This window comes from Taklimakanibacter albus, from assembly GCF_016595235.1.
In the GTDB taxonomy this organism is placed as follows: domain Bacteria; phylum Pseudomonadota; class Alphaproteobacteria; order Rhizobiales; family Aestuariivirgaceae; genus Taklimakanibacter; species Taklimakanibacter albus.
In genome coordinates, this window is sequence record NZ_JAENHL010000008.1 from 413,587 (window position 1) to 430,609 (window position 17,023).

Sequence of the window (17,023 nt, forward strand, 5' to 3'; positions counted from 1 at the left end):
TTTTCTCCATTAATTGCTTTGTGGCCGGCGCGGGACGATCAGGGCATCGACCGCCCGGACTCCCTTCTCGCCGACGATGAGAGGGTTGACGTCGACTTCGGCGAGGAATTCGCCGAGATGCGAAATCATGACCGAAAAGCGGGCAAAGGCCTCAGTCAAAGCTGCGACATCGAGGGCCGGCTTGCCGCGCACGCCGTCGAGAACCTTGCGCATCGCCAGCCGGTCGATGAAACCCTGCGCCTCCCGCACGTCGAAAGGCGGGATGGCAAGCACGGCATCCTTCTGGATCTCGATGAGGACGCCGCCGGCGCTGATCATCGCCACCGAACCGAATTGCGGATCGGCGACGAAGCCCAGTGCGACCTCGGCACCAGGGGCCGCCATCTCGGCCAGGAGAACACGCGGGCCCAGCCGCCCGGCGATATCATCATAAGCGGCGGCGACCGCATCCCGATCGGCGAGGCGCAATCTGACGCCGCCGACATCCGATTTATGATTGATGCCGGGCTCGGCCGTCTTCAGCGCAACCGGGAATCCGATCGCTTCGGCCGCCGCCACGGCCTCGGCGCGGTTGGTCGCCAGCCGATGTGCCACGACAGGGATGCCGAAGTCTTTCAGCAGCGCCAGCCCTTCCGCTTCATCGAAGGTGGCACCGGCCTCACACCGTTTGCGCCAGCGCGCCACGACGTCTGACGCGGGCGGCAATGGCGGCGAGCTCGCCGGGCGCGCGCGGAAGGCCCGATAGTCGAGCGCGGCGCGCGTGGCGATCATGGCCCCGCGCATACCTTCCAGCACCGGAACACCGGCATCGCGCAGCCGCGTCGCGAGACCGGTGTTGCGCGCCTTGGCGAAACAGGTGGCGAAAGCCAGCGGCTTGTCGCTCTCAGCGGCGATCCGGGCCGCCGCAGTGGCGTAATGCTCGTGATAACGCGTTCCATCGCGCAGATCGGCGACCCAGATGCCGAGCGCGGCTTGGGGATCTTCGAGGAGCGACCGCATGCAATCGTGAAAAATGTCCTCGAAGCCGTGGCCCGTCCCCCAGGCATCGAGCGGGTTCTCGGGCGTCAGGCCATATTCGAGGCGACCGGCGAGTTTCGCCTGTGTCGCATCGGTGAGCTCGGCGAAGGTCACGCCCTGCTCCGTCGCGATGTCGGTCAGCAACTCGCGCTCACCACCGGAATCGGTGATCGCCACCACCGAGCCGGTGCCGCGCAGGCGTTTGCCGCAGGACAACAATTGCAGGCAGGCGACGAGCTCGTCGGGGTCGTTGACGCTGATCGCGCCATAGCGCTTGAAGATGGCGTCATAAACGGCGGCGTCGCCGGCAATGGCGCCGGAATGGCTGACGGCAAATCGCTTGGCCGCCTCGCTGCGACCGACCTTGTTGATCACGACCGCCACATCGGCCGCGGCGGCGCGCTCGAGAACGGCGACGAACTTTTCCGGGCTGCGCACGGTTTCGATGAACAGACCTATGGCGCGCGTGGTTTCGAGGCTCAGCGCGAAATCCATGTAGTCGGCGACATCGGTGGCGATCTCCTGGCCCGACGAGACGGTGAGATTGAAGCCGAGGCGGCCGTCATTTTCGTTCACCGCCGCCCAGATCGATCCTGACTGTGAGATGAAGGTGACAGGACCCGGCGCCTGTGCTCCGCTTCCGCCCAGCTGAAACCGCACCTTGTGGACGCGATTATAAAAGCCCGATCCGTTACCGCCGCAGACCAGGAGCCCAGCCTCGCGGGCCTGCGCCTTCAGGCGATCAAGCAAAGGCACCTCATTGCCGTCGTCGAGATAACCGCTGCCGAAGATGGTCGCGGCCTTGACGCCGGCGGTGATCACGTCGCTCAAGACCCGCTCGATACGGGCATTCGCCACCATCAGCACGGCGTGATCCGGGACATGCGGAAGTGATTTGAGATCGGGATAACAGGCGAGATCGTCGATCCGTTCGTATCCCGGATTGACGAGCGAGATGCTCCCTTCGAATCCCGCCTCACGGCAGGCCTCGATCATGCCGCGCCCATAGGAGCCCGGTTTCGGCGACGCCCCGACAAGGGCGACAGATCGCGGACGCAGCAAAGGATCAAGCCGATGACTCATGAAGTCTTCCGATAGTGAGCACATATTTTGAGATGGGGAGGAGAGCACCCGTCGCACCCGGATACTCTCCCCGGCAGTTATTTCTGGGTCAGAAAGTCGTCCCAGCGCTCCTGCAATTCACCGCCATGATCGCCCCACCAGATGGCGTCATAAACGAACTGCTTGTCCGTGTTTTCTGGCGAGGAGTTCAGGCCGGGCAGCTTTTCCGGCGGAATCTTGCCGGTATCGAAGGCCTTTATGTTGATCGGACCGTAATCGATATGCTGCGGGATGTTGGCCTGGAGCTCGGGCGAGGTGAACTGCGCCAGCGCCTTCATGGCGAGGTCCTTCTTCTTCGAGCCTTTCGGGATGACGAAGCAGCCATAATCGAGCTCGCCCTGGTCGAAGGTGAAGTCAACCTCGGCGCCGGCCTTCTGGGCCGCGATCGCGCGGCTCACCCAGATGGCGATCATGTCGACCTCGCGGTCCTTGAGCAGCTGGGTCGTCTGGGCGCCCGATGTCCACCATACGGTGATGGCGGGCTTGATCTCTTCCATCTTCTTGAAGGCGCGGTCGACATCGAGCGGATAGATCTTGTCCTTTTCGACGCCGTCGGCGATCAGCGCGAGCTCCAGCGGCCCGCCGGGGCTGTTATGGAGCGAGCGCGTGCCGGGGAATTTCTCGACATTCCAGAAATCGGCCCAGTTCTTGGGCGGATTGGCGCCGTATTTTGCTTTGTTCCAGGCCAGCACGACCGAATAGAACATCGAGCCGACCCAGTGATCGCTGAAGCTGCCGGGGACGAAGCCGTCCTTGTTGATCACAGTGAAGTCGAGCGTCTCGAACAGGCCCTCCTTGGCGCCTTGCGCGCAATCCGAGCTGCCAAGCTCGGCGATGTCCCACGTCACCGCGCCCGACTGGACCTGAAGCCGGACATCGACGATGCCGGAGAGCGTCTCTTCCTTTATGGTGATGCCGAGCGCTTTCGCGGCGGGCTCGAAGAAAGCGGCCCGTTCGGCATCCTGATAGACGCCGCCCCATGAGGCGACCGTGATGCTTTCCTCTGCGTGAGCAGCTCCTGCCCCCAGCAGCGCGCTCGACGTCAGCAGAGCCAACGCAAAAAATTTTCTTGTAAACATAAGTTCCTCCCTTTGCTTGTTATGTGACACGGACTTCTACTTTCATTATTGCGCATCGGTTTATCCGAAAACCGCGCGCACTCTTCGGACCGATGCTCTAAACTGACCGTTGCCCTTCGGTTCAATCCAGCACGCAGAGATCGCGCGGGATCCGGCTGGCGATGCGCGCTCCCTCGGCTGAGAAAATGAAAGTGTCGATGGTGAGCGACAGGCCGCTCTGGCGCGGACCGAAGAACACCGCCTCGTGATTGACGACCGTCATCGGCAGGAACTTTTCGCCCGGCTTCGAGATGCTCTTGTCGTAGATGAAAGGCCCGACCCAGTCGGGCGGGAAGGCGACGCCCAGCTCATAGCCGCCGATCCAATAGGCCTCGTCGAGCAAACCCTGCTCGGCATAATAGGCATGAGCGGTGTCGATGAGGGTCGCGACTTCCATGCCCGGCCGCAGAACCGGCTCGATCGCCTTGAAGACCGCCGCCACGCGGTTGTGGAAATCGAGGACATCCTTGGGCGGGTCGCCGACAAAGAAGCCGCGCGCCATATTGCTGTGATAGCGGTTGTAGACCCCGCAGACATCGACATTGACTCGCTCACCCTTGGCGATCTTCTTGCGGGTCGCGATCGGATGGCTGCAATTGGCGCGGAAGCCCGACATCACCGGCGGCAGGATGCCAGGGAACTCGCCCCCGGCGCGCGTCATCGCGGCGATCATCTCGCCGAAGACTTCGAGTTCGGTAACGCCCGGACGGATCGTCTCTTTCGCGGCGATCATGCCGATATCGGCGATGCGGGTCGCTTCCTCGATGCATTTCATCTCGAGCGGCGATTTGATGTGGCGTGCTTCGCGAATGATGTCGGTCGCATCGACCACGGCCATTCCTTCCTTCTGGAAGGCCAAGACATATTGCTCGCTGACGATCGGGTTCGGCCGGTAATTGTAGCGCTCGAGGCCGGCCGTCCCCTTCAGGTAGCCCGCTGCCCGCAATTCATCGATGATGAAGGTCAAGCCGTCGCGGCGCGTGCCGATCGGGAAAATACGGATGTCGCTCGATATGGTCGACACGCGCGACAGGATGGCCTCGCTCGGTGTCTCGAAATGAATGAAGTCGTCGCGATCGGCGCGGATGGCGATGCCGCTCGAGGGCGGAAAGGGACGGCCGCTTTGCGCCTGATACCATTCGGCCTGGAAGCCGGTCAGATAGAAGATGCTTTCGGGCGCGCTGACGAAGAGAAGATCGAGCTTGCGGGCGGCCATGCCGGCTCTGACCCGCGTCAAACGATCGGCATATTCCTCGCGTGGGAACGGGGCTTCGCGATGGTTTTCGACATTCGCAAGTACCTCGTTGAAATTCTTTCTCATTTTCCCCCTCTGGCCAAAACCGGCAGTGATTTTTCAGTTGCTTGGCAGGGAGATTGATGTGAGATAATTTTGCTGTCAAACCCGTAATTCTCATCATATAGTTGAGAAATATGAACATATTTGGAAAGCTGAAATGCGGCGCCATTTGCCCTCGTTGAACAGTCTGGTCGCCTTCGAAGCGGTGGGCCGGAACGGCAATCTGCAGCGGGCGGCGCGCGAGCTTCTGGTCACCCACAGCGCGGTCAGCCACCAATTGCGCTGTCTCGGCGAGCAGGTGGAAACGGCGCTGTTCGAAAAGAACGGCCGCAAGCTCGAGCTGACGCCGCGCGGACGGCGGCTGCTCGAAACGGTCACCACCTCACTCGACCAAATCGAAAGCGTGCTCAGCGAGATCAACCGCGATATCGGCGACCGCAGCCTCAAGATCGCGACCACCCCGGCGATCGCCAGCGCGCCCATCCTCGAATATGTCGCGGAGTTCATCGAGCAGAATCAGCTCGCCGAGTTCTCGTGGGTCCCGATCGATCAGATTGACGAGACCGTCGACCTCATCATTTCCTGGCGGCCCGTGCATGTGCCGGGCGAGAAGGAAGTCACCCACATTCATACGAATTATTTTCCCGTCTGCAGCCCGGGCCTCCTGCATCGCAGCGACCGTCTCACCAGCATCGAGGATCTGCGCGGCCATATTCTCATTCACGGGAATTATGATGGGGCGGACTGGAAGCATTTTCTCGCCGGCCTCGGCCATGAAGGTTTCCAGCCGAAATCCCACATGTATCTCGGCGACACGTTCGTGGCCCACCAGGCGGCGCGCGGCGGCTGCGGCATCGCGATCGGGGATGAGATTCTGGTCGATCGCGATCTGCGCGAGGGCAGCCTGGTGCGGGCGCTGCCGATCTCAGTGCCGGCGCCGGCGCCCTTCTGCATCGTGACGCCCTATCACAGCCAGAGCAGCGACATGGTGCAGAGCTTCAAACGCTGGTTCATGCGCAAAGTGGCGGAAACGCCGATCCGTGCTGTGTCACCGTGAGGCGGAGGGGTCATGTGAAAGGCGGGAAGATCATCCAACTTTTCCCTTCTCCCGTTGCGCAGCAATGGGAGAAGGTGCCCGACAGGGCGGATGAGGGCTCTTCTGAAAAGCAAATCGGCCTGAAGCAACGAGCCCTCACCCGGCCTTCGGCCACCCTCTCCCATCCTGCGGACAGGAGAGGGGGAAACCAGGAGCAGCCTTGCCTCGCGGCCTATTCTTTCTTCTTCTCGACCAATGAATTGAAGCGGACCTCGTCCTTGGCGAGATAATTCAGCTGCTCGACCAGGACATCCTTGACCAGCTCGGTCTTGAAACGTTCATTGACCTTGGCCGCCATCTGCTTGGTCAATTCATCGACATTGTATTTATCGAGGCGCTTGAAGTCGATCTTGTCCCCCGAGGCGAAGATGGCGCGATAGGCCTCATCGACGAGGAAGACATCCGGCGGCACCGACAATTTGCGCAAGGTGGCGCCATCGACGGTGAAGACGAACTGGGCGATGACATACCCCTTGATCTCGCCTTCCGACAGCATCGGCACGCTGATCGGATTGGTCTTCACATAATCGAGACCACCGAAGAACTCGTCCGCCTTGGCGTCGACCGGCGCATCGGCCTGCCACAGCACGGTGGCGTAGCTGGCGCCCAGCGTTACCAGGCAGGCCCAGATGCCGACCAGGAGGAATTTTACCACGGGTTCTTGTCCGGCGCCGGCATGCGATTGGAATAAGTGCCATCGGACTCGCTGTCACGGATCGTCTGGGCGACGAGCGTGGTGATCTCCCTGGCGGCGGACAGATGCATTGCCAGCGCCGCCTGATTGGTCGCGAGCTTGGCCTTGAGCGCTTTCAGTCGTGACGCTGTCACCTCGTCCGGGCGCCCGCCATCGAGCGCACGGATGGCCCGCATCAGGTCAAGCAGACCGCGGCTCTTGCGGTTGTTGAAATCCTGCAGGTCGACGACCCGCATCTCGCGCAGCGCCGCCGTCTCGGAATCGATGACCGCCCCGATACGCTCCATCGCCTCGTTGAGGGCACCCGTCGGCAAGGACACAGAAGACATTATATTCATCACCCTTCATCACGCAGTTTTTCGGTCTCGGCCGGTTCGCCGGGCCAGACCGTCTCCGCCTTCACCAGCTGGCCGTCCAGGAACGGCAGATAGCTCGCCCAGCCGCCAAAAGGCGCGGCGCGCGAGATCGACTCCGACAAGGAGAAGCCGGCCTCCGGTCCCTCTTCCGGTCCGGCCGCCTTTCGCGCCTCATTCGCCAGCAGCCGGTCGGCCACGCCGATGCCGCCGCTCTCGGCGATCTCGGTGCCGATCTTCTCCGCCAGCTGCGAACGCCAGACATCGCCGGCGGTGCCGGAGCCGTAATTGGCTTCCGAGCCCTTGGGCAGCATGTTCTCGACGAAGCTCTGGATGAAGAAGGCCTCGAAATTCCGGTAGGCGTCCGGCACATCCCCGGCATCCTGCCGCGGGCCACAGGCGCCCGACTGCGGCACCGGCCGGACGTCGCCGACAAAACTGGCGAATTCGTGCCGTGTCGCCTCGGTGCCGGGCTGGCCAGTGAGCTTGTCGGCCGCCGCCTGCCGCCGGACTGGATCCGCGGCCCTGACGACATCGAGCACGATATCAGAGGGCGGTTTGATCGCCATGGGCAGAGTTCTCCCGATTGGACTCCGAATTTGCCAGACGAAGCTTACGGGAGGCTGGTCTTGGCCGGCAGGGCCGCCCGTTCGATCAGGTCGACGAGCTCGCGCTGCTCCTCGGCCCGGCTCCAGGCTCCCCGCATGCTCGCATGAAGCCGTTCCGTATGTTTCTTCTGCTTCGCCCGCTCACGCAGCCGTCCCGCGACCACGTCCTGGTCGCGCTTCACATTCGCCTCTTCCTCCTCGATGGCGCGCAGGCGTTTCGCCATTGGGTAGATGAAGGCGCCGTAAAGCGTGTCGTGCCGGTCGAGGGCGCCGAGGAGCTCCACCCGCTCCTCCCCCAATGCCGCCTCGCGCTGCTTCAGCAGGCCAAGCTTGCGCTCCTCGGTGCGGTGCAGCTCGGCCTGGACCTTGAGGATGCGCGACAGGGAACGCAGACGGTTCTGCATGATCACTGCGCCCGCAGCCAATCACCGAGCGAGGTGATGTAAATGGTGAGAAAGTCGCCGATGGTGAAATAGAGCAGGATGAGCCCTCCCATGGTGGCGAATGGCAAAGAGACGAAATAGACGGGGATCTGCGGCGTCAGCTTATTGATGAGACCGATGGCCAGGTTGAAGATGATGCCGAAGACGAGGAAGGGAGCGCTCATCCGCAGCGCCAGCAGAAAGGTCTCCTGCATGCGGTCGGCGATCTGGATCAATCCGCCCTGCACGCTGAAGGCGGATCCCACCGGCCAGGTCGCATAGGACCCGACCAGCACGCTCAACACCTCCCAATGCAGGTCGGCGACGAAGAAAAGTACGGTGGCGCTCATGGTGACCAGCGACACCAGCGTCGGCATCGCCTCGTTGTCGTCCACCGGAACCCCGGGCAGAGCGCTGAAGCCGACATAACTGGTCATCGCCATGACCATGAACTGCAAAGCCAGAAAGAAGATGCGGCCGAGCAGGCCGATGAGCGAGCCGGTGAACGTCTCGGTCCCGATCACATAAAGCAAGGAAGCAGGTGAGGCGTTTTCGACCGCCGGGCGCACGGAATCGAGGAGAAGCGGGCTCAGGGCCAAGGCGACGGCAAAGGAAATGAACAGCCGTACCTGGACCGGCACGCGCGGGCTCGAAAAGCCGGCCATCAGCATCAGGCACCCGCCGATCCGGCAGAAGATCGCGAATACGGCGAGGACCGTCGAAGGTCCCAGCTCGGTCACGACAACGCGCCCAGCGACTCGATCTGCACCCCGCGCGCGATCTCGACATGCGACAGGACGGGCAGCGTCGGGAACAGCCGCTCGACGATCATGCGGACATAGGGCCTGGCATCGGGAGCGGTGACCAGGACGAAACGCTCGCCCTTGTCCAGATGTTTGCGGATCACCGCCGAGGCGTCATTGCCAAACTGCTCGATCATACGGGGATCGATGTCGAATTCGATCACCTCGCCCTTGGCGTCACGCTTTAGGCTTTGATGGAAGGCGAGCTCCCAGCGATTGCCGAGCCGCAAGACCTTGAGCACGCCGTTCTCGACCAGATCGCCCCAGATCTGCGGCGCGATGCGCATGCGGACATGCTCGGCGATCTGCTCGGGACGGCGCGCATGCGGCGCGATCTCGGCCACGGCTTCCAGAATGAGATTGAGGTTGCGCACCGTGACCCGCTCGGCAAGGAGAAGCTTCAGCACCGCCTGCAGGCCCGAATGGGAGATCTGCGCCGGGCTGATCTCCTCGATGAGGCGCTTATATTCGGGCTCCAGACGGTCGAGCAGAGCACGCAGGTCGCGATAGGACAGAAGCTGCGCCAGATTGCTGCGGATGACCTCGCTCAGATGAGTCAGCAGGATGGAGATATTGTCGATCGGCGCGAAGCCGTCGCGCTTCACCTCGCTGGCGAAGAGCTCAGGGATCCACATCGCCTTCATGCCGAAGGATGGCTCACGGATTTCATCACCCGGCACGTCGGGCTTGCGCTGGTCACCGATGAGAACCAGCACCTCGCCGATGCGCAGATCATAGGTGGCGGAAACCGTGCCATGGATCTTGATCTGATACCGCTTGGGCGGCAGCGTCAGATCATCGGAGAGCTTGATGTCGGGCACGACAAAGCCATATTGGCTGGCGAATTTGCGCCGCATTTTCTTGACCCGGCTGGCCAGCTCGCCATGAGAAGCGAGGAACTGCGTCGCCAGCTGCTTGCCGAGGCAGAGCTCGATCTCGACGATCTTGAGCGATTCCTTGACCGACTGACGCGCCTCATCCTCCGCGTGCTTCTCCGCCGCCTTCACTTTCGCCACCTCGGCGGCCGCATTTTGCGCACGGCGGCGCGGGATGGCATAGCTGATGAAGGCCATGGTGGCGCCGAGCAGCGCGAAGGGCAGAAACGGCAGGCCCGGCGTCAGCGCCAGCACCGCCATCAGCAACGCCGCCACCAGGAGCGCGCGCGGGTAATTGCCGAGCTGGCCGAAGACGGCCTTATCGGCCGAACCGTGATTGCCGCCTTTGGAGACCAGGAGGCCGGCGGCGAGCGAGACGATGAGAGCCGGAACCTGCGTCACCAGGCCGTCGCCGACCGACAGCTTCGTATAGACATCCGAGGCATCCGCCAGCGACATGCCGTGGCGCGTCACGCCGATGACAATACCGCCGAAGATGTTCACGGCGGTGATGATCAAACCGGCTATCGCGTCGCCGCGCACGAATTTCGACGCGCCGTCCATGGAGCCGAAGAAGGCGCTTTCCTGCTCGAGCTCGCGGCGCCGTCTCTGGGCTTCCTTGTCGTCGATGAGACCGGCGGAAAGATCGGCATCGATGGCCATCTGCTTGCCGGGAATGGCATCCAGGGTAAAGCGGGCGCCGACTTCGGCGATACGCGTGGCGCCCTTGGTGATGACCAGGAAATTGACGGTGATGAGGATGACAAAGACGATCACACCGATGACGAAGTCGCCGCTCATCACGAGCTGCGCGAAGCCGCCGATGACATGGCCGGCGGCGGTGGTGCCTTCCGCGCCATGGGTGAGGATCAGGCGGGTGGTGGCGATATTGAGCGACAGGCGCAGCATCGTCGCGATGAGGAGGACCGTCGGGAAGGCCGAGAAATCGAGCGGTCGCTGGATCCACAGCGCCACCATGAGGATCAGGACGGAGAGAGCGATCGAAAAGGCCAGCCCGATATCGATGATGATGGCGGGGATGGGCAGGAACAGCACCGTCAGGATGAAGACGATACCGATGGCGAAGCCGATATCCCGGCCGTTGCTTTTCAGCGGTTGAACGTAACTGGAGACTGCCGCATCACTCATAGATCAAATTCCATAATCAGAACCTGATCTTGGCGAGGTAACCTTGCGTGGGGGTTTCGCTCTGTTAGGCGCATCAACTTTATCCGAAAAGTCTGCAACTTTTCGGGTTGATGCGTCAGAACCCGGTCTCTATTCGGGCGTAGATCATCTCGGTGAAGGTATAGAGCTGGGCGCCGATGAAAGGCGCCGTCAGCGCGATCATGACGAAGATGACCAGGATCTTCGGCACGAAGGTCAGGGTCATTTCCTGGATCTGGGTCAAGGCCTGGAACAGCGCGATCACGATGCCGATCGCCATGGCCGCGGCAATCGCCGGGCCTGAGGCCATGATCACCGTCCAGATGGCCGACTGGACGATGTCAAGTGCGTCAGCCTCGTTCATGAGGCTTTGACGACCACGCCGGGCTCGATCGGAACCTGCTTGTCGCCCTCGAGAATGGCGACGGCGCCGCCCGCAATGATCTTGATCGCCGTGACCTTGCCGGTGATGGCGCCATCGGCGGATGTAATCGTGCGTCCGATCAGCCCGTCGGCCTGGTTGAGCGCCGAGGTGGTGAGCAGCGCGTCGAGCTTGTTGTTGGTCTTGATCGCCTGTTCCACATTCGAGAAGGAGGCGAGCTGCGCCATATATTGCGTCGAGTCATTGGGCTTGGTCGGGTCCTGGTTCTTCATCTCCGCCACCAGGAGCCTCAGGAAAGCGTTGTAATCCAACGTAGCGGCGGCCGCCGAGCCGGGGACCGGCGGCGTGTTCCCGCCATTCGAGGAATTCGTGCCGTTCACTTGCATGCCATTGCCTCCTGTTGCGGCCGGATGTTCGGTCGTTCGAATGCGGGTCGTGTTTCGAGAATTTCGCTCTCCTGCGGGAAGAGCGCCCGCAACGCCTTCAGCGCCTCGAAGCTTTTGCCGCTGGTCACCAGGCCGTCGATGAATTTGAGCTCGGCCAGAATGGCCGGGTTCACGAAGGCCGACAATGACGCGGTATGGAACTGCCGATAGAGCGAGAGGGTTTGCGCCGCCGTCGCCGGATCCATCAAGGTCGTCTGCAGCACGAAATAGAGCTGCTTGAGCGGCGTGGTGGCGTCTTCCGCCTGGAGGACGTGGTTCTCGAGTAGAAACGTCGCGCCGTTGAGAAATTCGAGCGATACCCGGCGGTCGACACGCAAAGCCGCCCCATTGATGAAGATCCGCTCGCCCGGCTGGAGCGATATGCGGATGGAGCTCGTCATTTGAGGCCGTCCCGGATGATCGAGGAAATATCGATCAGGCCCTTGAAGCTGCGCGCCTTGTCGTCACGGGTGATGTCGGCTTCCTTCAATATCCAGAATCCGATCGAGATCAGATCTGCCCTGAGCTTTTCGGGCAGATCGTTGCCCGGCTTGGCGAGGTCCTCCAGCAGCAGCGACCAGAGCCGCTGCACATAAAGCAGGGCCTCGAGGGCCGCGATCGACTGACCTCCCTGCTGGTCGGCCTCTCGCAGGAGCTCGATCGACCGGTCGAGCGCCAACCGCTCGCGGTCCCGCGACGTGGACGCGCCGTCATTGATGATCTCACCGTAAGAGAAATGATACATTACGCACCCATCATCCGTTCACTAGAGAAAATTCAGCAAAGAGAGCTTCTGGATCCGCCCGGTCAGCGCATAGGCGGTTTCGATCTGCGACATCAGCGTATTGGCGCGGGTCGCCGCTTCATAAGGATCGACAGCTTCCAGTCCGTTGATCTCCTTGTTCAGGATGTCGGCCTGGAGCGACATGCGTTCATTGGCCTGATCGACCATTTCCTGCGCGGTGCCGAGATTTGCCTGAGCCGAGGACGTGGCCCCCATCGCTTCGCCGAGCACCTTCATCGCCGCGTCGACAACGGTGCGCATCGCTTCCTTGTTGAGATTTTTGATCCCGAGATCGGCGACCATGGTGAAGGCCTGCCCCAGCTTGCGGATGGCGAGCGCATTGGCGTTCTCTCCCGTCGCAATGGTCTCGGTGCCGGAGATGCGGCTCTTGGTGTTCTCGCTCGAAGCCTGCGACCAGTCGGCCGTCCAGGCCGGCTCGTCGAACAAGGCCGCGAATTCATTGTCGAGAAAATCCTGCATGTCGGCGGCCGTGATATTGGCCGCGCCAGGCGATGATTGCGAGACGCCGAAGCGGGTCATGAAGGCATCGGCTACTGCCTGGCGGGCCGCCGATTGCGGGGTCGAATAATAGTCGGCAACCGGCCTTTCCTGATTGTTGATGCCGCCGAAGATGTATTCGCCGTTGACCGTGGTATTGAGGCCGGCAATCAGCGAATTCATCGCCGTTTCGGCGCGCACCTGCGCGATCGACGGATCCGACGTTCCGCTATGCGCGACGGAGAGGGAATTGAGAAGCTCCTGCCCCGCATTGCGGACATTGGTCAGCACATTCTGGGTCATGTCGAGCCGTGTCTTCACCAGACCGTTGGCGTCGATATTGCCCTTGAGCCTGGCGAAATCGTGCCGAAAACTGACGGTCTGCGACGTGCGGTGTCCAAGCTCGAGGCCGATATCGGCGTAGCGCCTTGTGCCGACCTCCTTCTGCGCCTTGAGCAGCTGCAGCTGCAGGTCGGCGATGGAGCGGCGCGAGGATTCCGACATCGAAAGGGTGGAAATGTAGGATGTCTTCATGGCGTCATACCGTGGCCAGGAGCGTGTCGAACATGGCGTCGATCGTGGCGACGATCTTCGCGGAGGCCTGATAGGAGCGCTCGAGCTCCAGCATGATGCTCATCTCTTCGTCCAGACTGACGCCGGTCACGTTCGACAGAGCCGAGCTCGCTCGGTTGAAGAGGGTCGTGCTGTATTCGGAATCGCCCGTCGCGGTCTTGCGCGTCTCCGCGAGCCATCCGGCAGAGGAGGCCGCATATTTGGCCAACGTGACATTCGTGCCGAGCCCCGCCGCCGGGTCGAAACCCTGCGGTGTCGCCAGCGTGTCGAGCAGCTCACGCAGGCGGCCGCTGAAACCTGCTACGCCAGTGTCATTATATGTGTAGGCCGGATTGCCGGGGCTGGAGATGCCGCCATCACGCAGAAGATTGGCATTGCCACCGGCCATCGGATTGACGGTCGCATTCACCTTGATGGAGCCGGCGATCCCCGGAACGACGGCGCTGCCCGGCATGGCCGGGGCGCCCGACCAAGTGAAGAGGCCCGGGACGTCCGGCAAGGCAGCCGGTGTGGTCTGATCGCTTTCGCGGAAGGCGACGATGAGCCCGCGGGCCATCTCGTCGAGCTGCGCCTGATAGGCCGGCGCCAGGTTGTCGCGCACGGCGGCGAATCCCGCCAGGCGGCCCGAATGGGTTTTCATGCCGGCCGTATCGCCGGTGACCGGCACGCCATCGACATAGACGGCATTGCCCTCCACCCCGCCCGTGAAGGCGCCGGTCGGCTGGAAGGTCACGGCGCGCGCTTTGCTTTCGAACAAGGTCACGCCGCCATCGGTATAGACCACGATGTCGTTCTTGCCCCGCGCGACCGTCTTGATCCCGATCTCCTCGGAGAGCTGGGTCAGAATCTGATCGCGCTGATCGAGATAGTCGCTGAGGTCGCCCGCCGTATCGGTCTGGCTGACGATGATGCTATTGACGTCCTCGAGCCGCGACAACAGCGTGTTGATCCGGTCCACCGAGCTCGCCATGTCGGCATCGGCCTGCGCCCTGACACCCTGCACCGTATTGTTCGCGTCATTGAGCGCATTGGCGAGATTGACCGCGCTGGCCACCGCCGAGGTGGCCGCCGTCACATCATGCGGTGCATTGGCGTAGAGCTGGAGCGCATCGGAGAACTTGCCGATCAAAGCGGAGGGCGAGCGGCCCAGAGCGGGATCATTGACGGTTTTTTCCAGCGCATTCAGAGCGGCGGCGATCTCCTCATGCATCGTGGCGCGCGACGCGGCGTCGATCTTGGTCGAAAAAAGCACCTTGTCGGTCGACCGCGTGATCGAGGAGATCTCGACGCCGCTGCCACTGGCAAGCGACGTCACATTGGCGGTGCGGCGCGCATAATAAGGGTCGTTCAGCGCCGAGATATTACGCGAAATGACCGATGTCTGCCCCGAAACGGCAGCCAGGGCCGAGCGTGCGATATTCAAACCCGCGGACAAACTCATATCGTGACGGCTCCCCTGCCCTTATCCACTCCCGCGTCCTATCAGCGCTTGAGATTGACCAGGACGTCCATCAATTCCGCGCCGGTCTGGAAGACCTTGGAATTCGCCGTATAGCCGCGCTGGGCGTCGATCATGGTGGTGAGCTCGGTCGCCATGTCGACGGTCGACTGCTCGAGCGTGTTGGACAGGATGGAGCCGCGGCCGTCGGTGCCGGGGAAGCCGATCTGCACGTCGCCCGAGTCCGGCGAGGTGGAGAAGACGTTGCCGGTGAGCTGATTGAGATTGTTCGGGCTCGTGACATCGGCGAGCGGGATCTTGAAGACCGGCACCTTGTTGCCATTCGAATAGGTCGCATAGACGACGCCGTCCGCGCCGAAATTGACCTTCTCGACCGCGACCGGCTTGTTGCCGTTCACGATCGCATCATTGATCGTATAGTCGCCGGCGAACTGGGTGGAGCCGCCCATGTTGATGGTCAGGGTCTGGCCATTGGGAATGTTGACCGACAGCGTCGGCGGATTGGGCGCGGTCAGCTGGCCGGTCGTGGTGTTGAAGGTGAGATTGGTCGTCGACAACGGGCCACTCGAATAAGGGAAGCCGTTCGGACCGGCCGCCGCCTTGTCGAAGACGGTGACCTGCCAGGTGCCGGTGCCGGTCTTGGTCGAATAGACATCGAGAATGACCTCATTGCCGAGATTGTCGTAAGTGACGAGCGAGGTCTTGGCGGTGTATTCGGTCGAGGCACCGCCGGGCATTACGGACGGCAGGTTGGCCGCGGCGACGGTGTTGGCGTTGGCCGGCAAATTGACGCGGAACTTGCCGTCGGTGCTCGGATTGGCGCGCATCGCGAGATCATCCAGATTGACGATCTCGAGGCCGGAATAACCATTGGCGACGACATTGATATCGCCATTGGTGATGGGGTAGCCCATCAGATAGAAGCCGGCGGCATTGACGAGATTGCCGTTGCTGTCGGGAATGAAGGAGCCGGCGCGGGTGAGATAAGGGGTACCGTCGGTATCCGACACCACGAAGAAGCCGTTGCCCCTGATAGCAAGATCGGTCGTCGAGGTCGTACCGAGAAGGTTGCCCTGCTGGCTGATCGCGGTGCGCACCGTCGTCTGGACGCTGCCCGGCGTATAGCTGCTGGGATTGGAATCGATGATGAGCGAGGAGAATTCGGCGAAAGACCGCTTGTAGCCGGTGGTGTTCGAATTCGCGATATTGTCGGCGACCGCGCTCAGCCGATTGGCCTGCGCCGTCATGCCCGACGTGCTGGTCCGCATCACACCATAGAGGCTCATGGCCCACTCCCTCGATTGACTGGTCTCATCTCACGACAGTAGACGCGATCAGACTTGCGTGAAGCTGGCTGCGGCGACGATTGCGTGATCAGCAGGCCATTTCGTCGACAAGCGGATAGGCAAGGGCCGTCGGCATCTCGTCTTCGAGACTGTCGGTGGCCGCCATTTCAGCGACGGGCTCGGCAATGAGGCGATAGCCCAGATAGCGTTTTGACTCGATCGGGTCGAAGCCGAGGCGATTGCGCAGCTTCTTGCGCAATTTGCTGATATGGCTCTCGATGACGTTCTCCTGCACGTCCTCGTCGAAGATGCCGTAGATCGAGCTGAAGATCTGGGCCTTGCTGACGAGACGGCCGCGGCGGCTTACAAGATATTCGAGGATGCGGCGCTCGCGCCGCGGCAGCAGCAGGACCTCTCCCTTGACGACCGGATCGCAGCCATTGGAGAAAACGCGGATATCGCCGACATCGGTGTAACCGGCCGCATCTTCGCGGCGGCGGCGTATGGCTTCGACGCGCGCCATGATCTCACGGACATGGACCGGCTTGCGCACCACATCGTCGACGCCGGCGGCGAAGATCTTCAACGTCTGCTCAAGGCCGGGATTTTCACTGAGCGCGATGACCGGCGCGCGGGTCTTGTTGCGAATCTGCCGGGGATAATCCTCCCGCTCGGCACAGTCGCCGAGGATGAAAGCCTCGACGGCCTCGAGATCGGGCACCGCGGCGCTTTCCACCCAATTGTTGAAATCGGCCGGGCCGAAGCCCATCGAGGCGATCCCTTCCCTGCCGAAGCTCGCTTCATAGGCCTGCGTCACCATCTGACGCTCATCGACAATGATAATCACCCGTAGGCCCTCGCGAATCATTAACCATCTTTTCGTAATTGATCGCGAGTCAGGGGGTCAAATACGTGTAAATACTGAGGGATTCAGGATCGAGAGTTTAATGGAATATTAACCATAGTCGGTTTCATTCAAACCATCTCGCATTCTTACGTGTCGACAGTCTTTATGTTTGCGCATCGGCTTGCCCGAAAACCGTA

General features: G+C 61.9%; 18 protein-coding genes. 1 reads left to right on the top strand and 17 read right to left on the bottom strand.

Translation table 11 applies throughout. The features are described 5' to 3' along the window. Nucleotides 1–9 precede the first annotated feature (9 nt). The 3 genes from JHL16_RS24860 to JHL16_RS24870 all read right to left on the bottom strand — a co-directional run bounded on the left by JHL16_RS24860 (nt 10) and on the right by JHL16_RS24870 (nt 4,578). Nucleotides 10–2,100 (bottom strand): acetate--CoA ligase family protein, encoded by a 2,091-nt coding sequence (locus tag JHL16_RS24860; protein ID WP_200187590.1) that lies wholly within the window; start codon nt 2,098–2,100, stop codon nt 10–12. 77 nt (nt 2,101–2,177) lie between these two features. Next, a complete protein-coding gene (locus JHL16_RS24865) occupies nt 2,178–3,218 on the bottom strand; it encodes an ABC transporter substrate-binding protein (RefSeq protein ID WP_200187591.1) in 1,041 nt (346 codons plus the stop codon). A gap of 121 nt (nt 3,219–3,339) precedes the next feature. Beyond that, on the bottom strand, nt 3,340–4,578 hold the full coding sequence (locus JHL16_RS24870) for a M24 family metallopeptidase (RefSeq protein ID WP_200187592.1): 1,239 nt from the start codon (nt 4,576–4,578) through the stop codon (nt 3,340–3,342). A gap of 133 nt (nt 4,579–4,711) precedes the next feature. Here JHL16_RS24870 and JHL16_RS24875 point away from each other — a divergent pair, with 133 nt between their 5' ends. Continuing rightward, nucleotides 4,712–5,611, top strand: a complete 900-nt coding sequence (locus JHL16_RS24875) for a LysR substrate-binding domain-containing protein (protein ID WP_200187593.1) — start codon at nt 4,712–4,714, stop codon at nt 5,609–5,611. Between the two features lie 211 nt (nt 5,612–5,822). Here the strand turns inward: JHL16_RS24875 and JHL16_RS24880 are convergent, their stop codons facing one another. The 14 genes from JHL16_RS24880 to JHL16_RS24945 form a co-directional block, all read right to left on the bottom strand. Continuing rightward, entirely contained in the window at nt 5,823–6,305 is a 483-nt protein-coding gene (locus JHL16_RS24880; protein ID WP_200187594.1) for a hypothetical protein, read from the bottom strand. Then, a complete protein-coding gene (locus tag JHL16_RS24885; protein WP_200187595.1) occupies nt 6,299–6,673 on the bottom strand; it encodes a hypothetical protein in 375 nt (124 codons plus the stop codon). The genes JHL16_RS24880 and JHL16_RS24885 overlap by 7 nt, the downstream gene beginning before the upstream one ends. Nucleotides 6,674–6,681: 8 nt before the next feature. Further along, complete coding sequence (locus JHL16_RS24890; RefSeq protein ID WP_200187596.1) at nt 6,682–7,266, bottom strand: rod-binding protein; 585 nt, start codon at nt 7,264–7,266, stop codon at nt 6,682–6,684. 44 nt (nt 7,267–7,310) lie between these two features. Further along, nucleotides 7,311–7,709: a hypothetical protein gene (locus JHL16_RS24895; protein ID WP_200187597.1), complete on the bottom strand. Its 399-nt coding sequence runs from the start codon at nt 7,707–7,709 to the stop codon at nt 7,311–7,313. A 2-nt stretch (nt 7,710–7,711) separates the two neighbouring features. Next, nucleotides 7,712–8,467: a flagellar biosynthesis protein FliR gene (gene fliR / locus JHL16_RS24900; protein WP_200187598.1), complete on the bottom strand. Its 756-nt coding sequence runs from the start codon at nt 8,465–8,467 to the stop codon at nt 7,712–7,714. Next, complete coding sequence (gene flhA, locus JHL16_RS24905) at nt 8,464–10,554, bottom strand: flagellar biosynthesis protein FlhA (protein WP_200187599.1); 2,091 nt, start codon at nt 10,552–10,554, stop codon at nt 8,464–8,466. Before flhA ends, fliR begins: the two co-directional genes overlap by 4 nt. Nucleotides 10,555–10,669: 115 nt before the next feature. Continuing rightward, nucleotides 10,670–10,936 carry a flagellar biosynthesis protein FliQ gene (fliQ, locus tag JHL16_RS24910; RefSeq protein ID WP_200187600.1) on the bottom strand — a complete coding sequence of 89 codons (267 nt, stop codon included), beginning with the start codon at nt 10,934–10,936 and terminating at the stop codon, nt 10,670–10,672. After that, nucleotides 10,933–11,340, bottom strand: coding sequence for a flagellar hook assembly protein FlgD (gene flgD / locus JHL16_RS24915; protein ID WP_200187601.1), 408 nt, complete (start codon nt 11,338–11,340; stop codon nt 10,933–10,935). Before flgD ends, fliQ begins: the two co-directional genes overlap by 4 nt. Beyond that, entirely contained in the window at nt 11,331–11,780 is a 450-nt protein-coding gene (flbT, locus tag JHL16_RS24920) for a flagellar biosynthesis repressor FlbT (protein WP_200187602.1), read from the bottom strand. Before flbT ends, flgD begins: the two co-directional genes overlap by 10 nt. After that, complete coding sequence (gene flaF / locus JHL16_RS24925) at nt 11,777–12,124, bottom strand: flagellar biosynthesis regulator FlaF (protein WP_200187603.1); 348 nt, start codon at nt 12,122–12,124, stop codon at nt 11,777–11,779. Before flaF ends, flbT begins: the two co-directional genes overlap by 4 nt. A 21-nt stretch (nt 12,125–12,145) precedes the next feature. Continuing rightward, the gene (locus tag JHL16_RS24930) at nt 12,146–13,195 is read right to left on the bottom strand and encodes a flagellar hook-associated family protein (protein ID WP_200187604.1); all 1,050 of its coding nucleotides are present in this window, start codon (nt 13,193–13,195) and stop codon (nt 12,146–12,148) included. A gap of 4 nt (nt 13,196–13,199) precedes the next feature. Continuing rightward, a complete protein-coding gene (gene flgK / locus JHL16_RS24935; RefSeq protein WP_200187605.1) occupies nt 13,200–14,675 on the bottom strand; it encodes a flagellar hook-associated protein FlgK in 1,476 nt (491 codons plus the stop codon). Between the two features lie 41 nt (nt 14,676–14,716). Continuing rightward, complete coding sequence (locus tag JHL16_RS24940) at nt 14,717–15,979, bottom strand: flagellar hook protein FlgE (RefSeq protein ID WP_200187606.1); 1,263 nt, start codon at nt 15,977–15,979, stop codon at nt 14,717–14,719. A gap of 88 nt (nt 15,980–16,067) precedes the next feature. Beyond that, nucleotides 16,068–16,826 (bottom strand): winged helix-turn-helix domain-containing protein, encoded by a 759-nt coding sequence (locus JHL16_RS24945; RefSeq protein ID WP_200187607.1) that lies wholly within the window; start codon nt 16,824–16,826, stop codon nt 16,068–16,070. Nucleotides 16,827–17,023 lie beyond the last annotated feature (197 nt).

What these genes read in the sequence shown, in the direction of transcription:
- JHL16_RS24930 (WP_200187604.1), bottom strand. Translation starts at nt 13,195, where the DNA reads ATGAAGACATCCTACATTTCCACCCTTTCGATGTCGGAATCCTCGCGC.
- flhA (WP_200187599.1), bottom strand. Translation starts at nt 10,554, where the DNA reads ATGAGTGATGCGGCAGTCTCCAGTTACGTTCAACCGCTGAAAAGCAAC.
- flgD (WP_200187601.1), bottom strand. Translation starts at nt 11,340, where the DNA reads ATGCAAGTGAACGGCACGAATTCCTCGAATGGCGGGAACACGCCGCCG.
- fliQ (WP_200187600.1), bottom strand. Translation starts at nt 10,936, where the DNA reads ATGAACGAGGCTGACGCACTTGACATCGTCCAGTCGGCCATCTGGACG.
- JHL16_RS24885 (WP_200187595.1), bottom strand. Translation starts at nt 6,673, where the DNA reads ATGTCTTCTGTGTCCTTGCCGACGGGTGCCCTCAACGAGGCGATGGAG.
- flgK (WP_200187605.1), bottom strand. Translation starts at nt 14,675, where the DNA reads ATGAGTTTGTCCGCGGGTTTGAATATCGCACGCTCGGCCCTGGCTGCC.
- JHL16_RS24895 (WP_200187597.1), bottom strand. Translation starts at nt 7,709, where the DNA reads ATGCAGAACCGTCTGCGTTCCCTGTCGCGCATCCTCAAGGTCCAGGCC.
- JHL16_RS24940 (WP_200187606.1), bottom strand. Translation starts at nt 15,979, where the DNA reads ATGAGCCTCTATGGTGTGATGCGGACCAGCACGTCGGGCATGACGGCG.
- flaF (WP_200187603.1), bottom strand. Translation starts at nt 12,124, where the DNA reads ATGTATCATTTCTCTTACGGTGAGATCATCAATGACGGCGCGTCCACG.
- JHL16_RS24890 (WP_200187596.1), bottom strand. Translation starts at nt 7,266, where the DNA reads ATGGCGATCAAACCGCCCTCTGATATCGTGCTCGATGTCGTCAGGGCC.
- JHL16_RS24870 (WP_200187592.1), bottom strand. Translation starts at nt 4,578, where the DNA reads ATGAGAAAGAATTTCAACGAGGTACTTGCGAATGTCGAAAACCATCGC.
- JHL16_RS24875 (WP_200187593.1), top strand. Translation starts at nt 4,712, where the DNA reads ATGCGGCGCCATTTGCCCTCGTTGAACAGTCTGGTCGCCTTCGAAGCG.
- JHL16_RS24860 (WP_200187590.1), bottom strand. Translation starts at nt 2,100, where the DNA reads ATGAGTCATCGGCTTGATCCTTTGCTGCGTCCGCGATCTGTCGCCCTT.
- flbT (WP_200187602.1), bottom strand. Translation starts at nt 11,780, where the DNA reads ATGACGAGCTCCATCCGCATATCGCTCCAGCCGGGCGAGCGGATCTTC.
- JHL16_RS24865 (WP_200187591.1), bottom strand. Translation starts at nt 3,218, where the DNA reads ATGTTTACAAGAAAATTTTTTGCGTTGGCTCTGCTGACGTCGAGCGCG.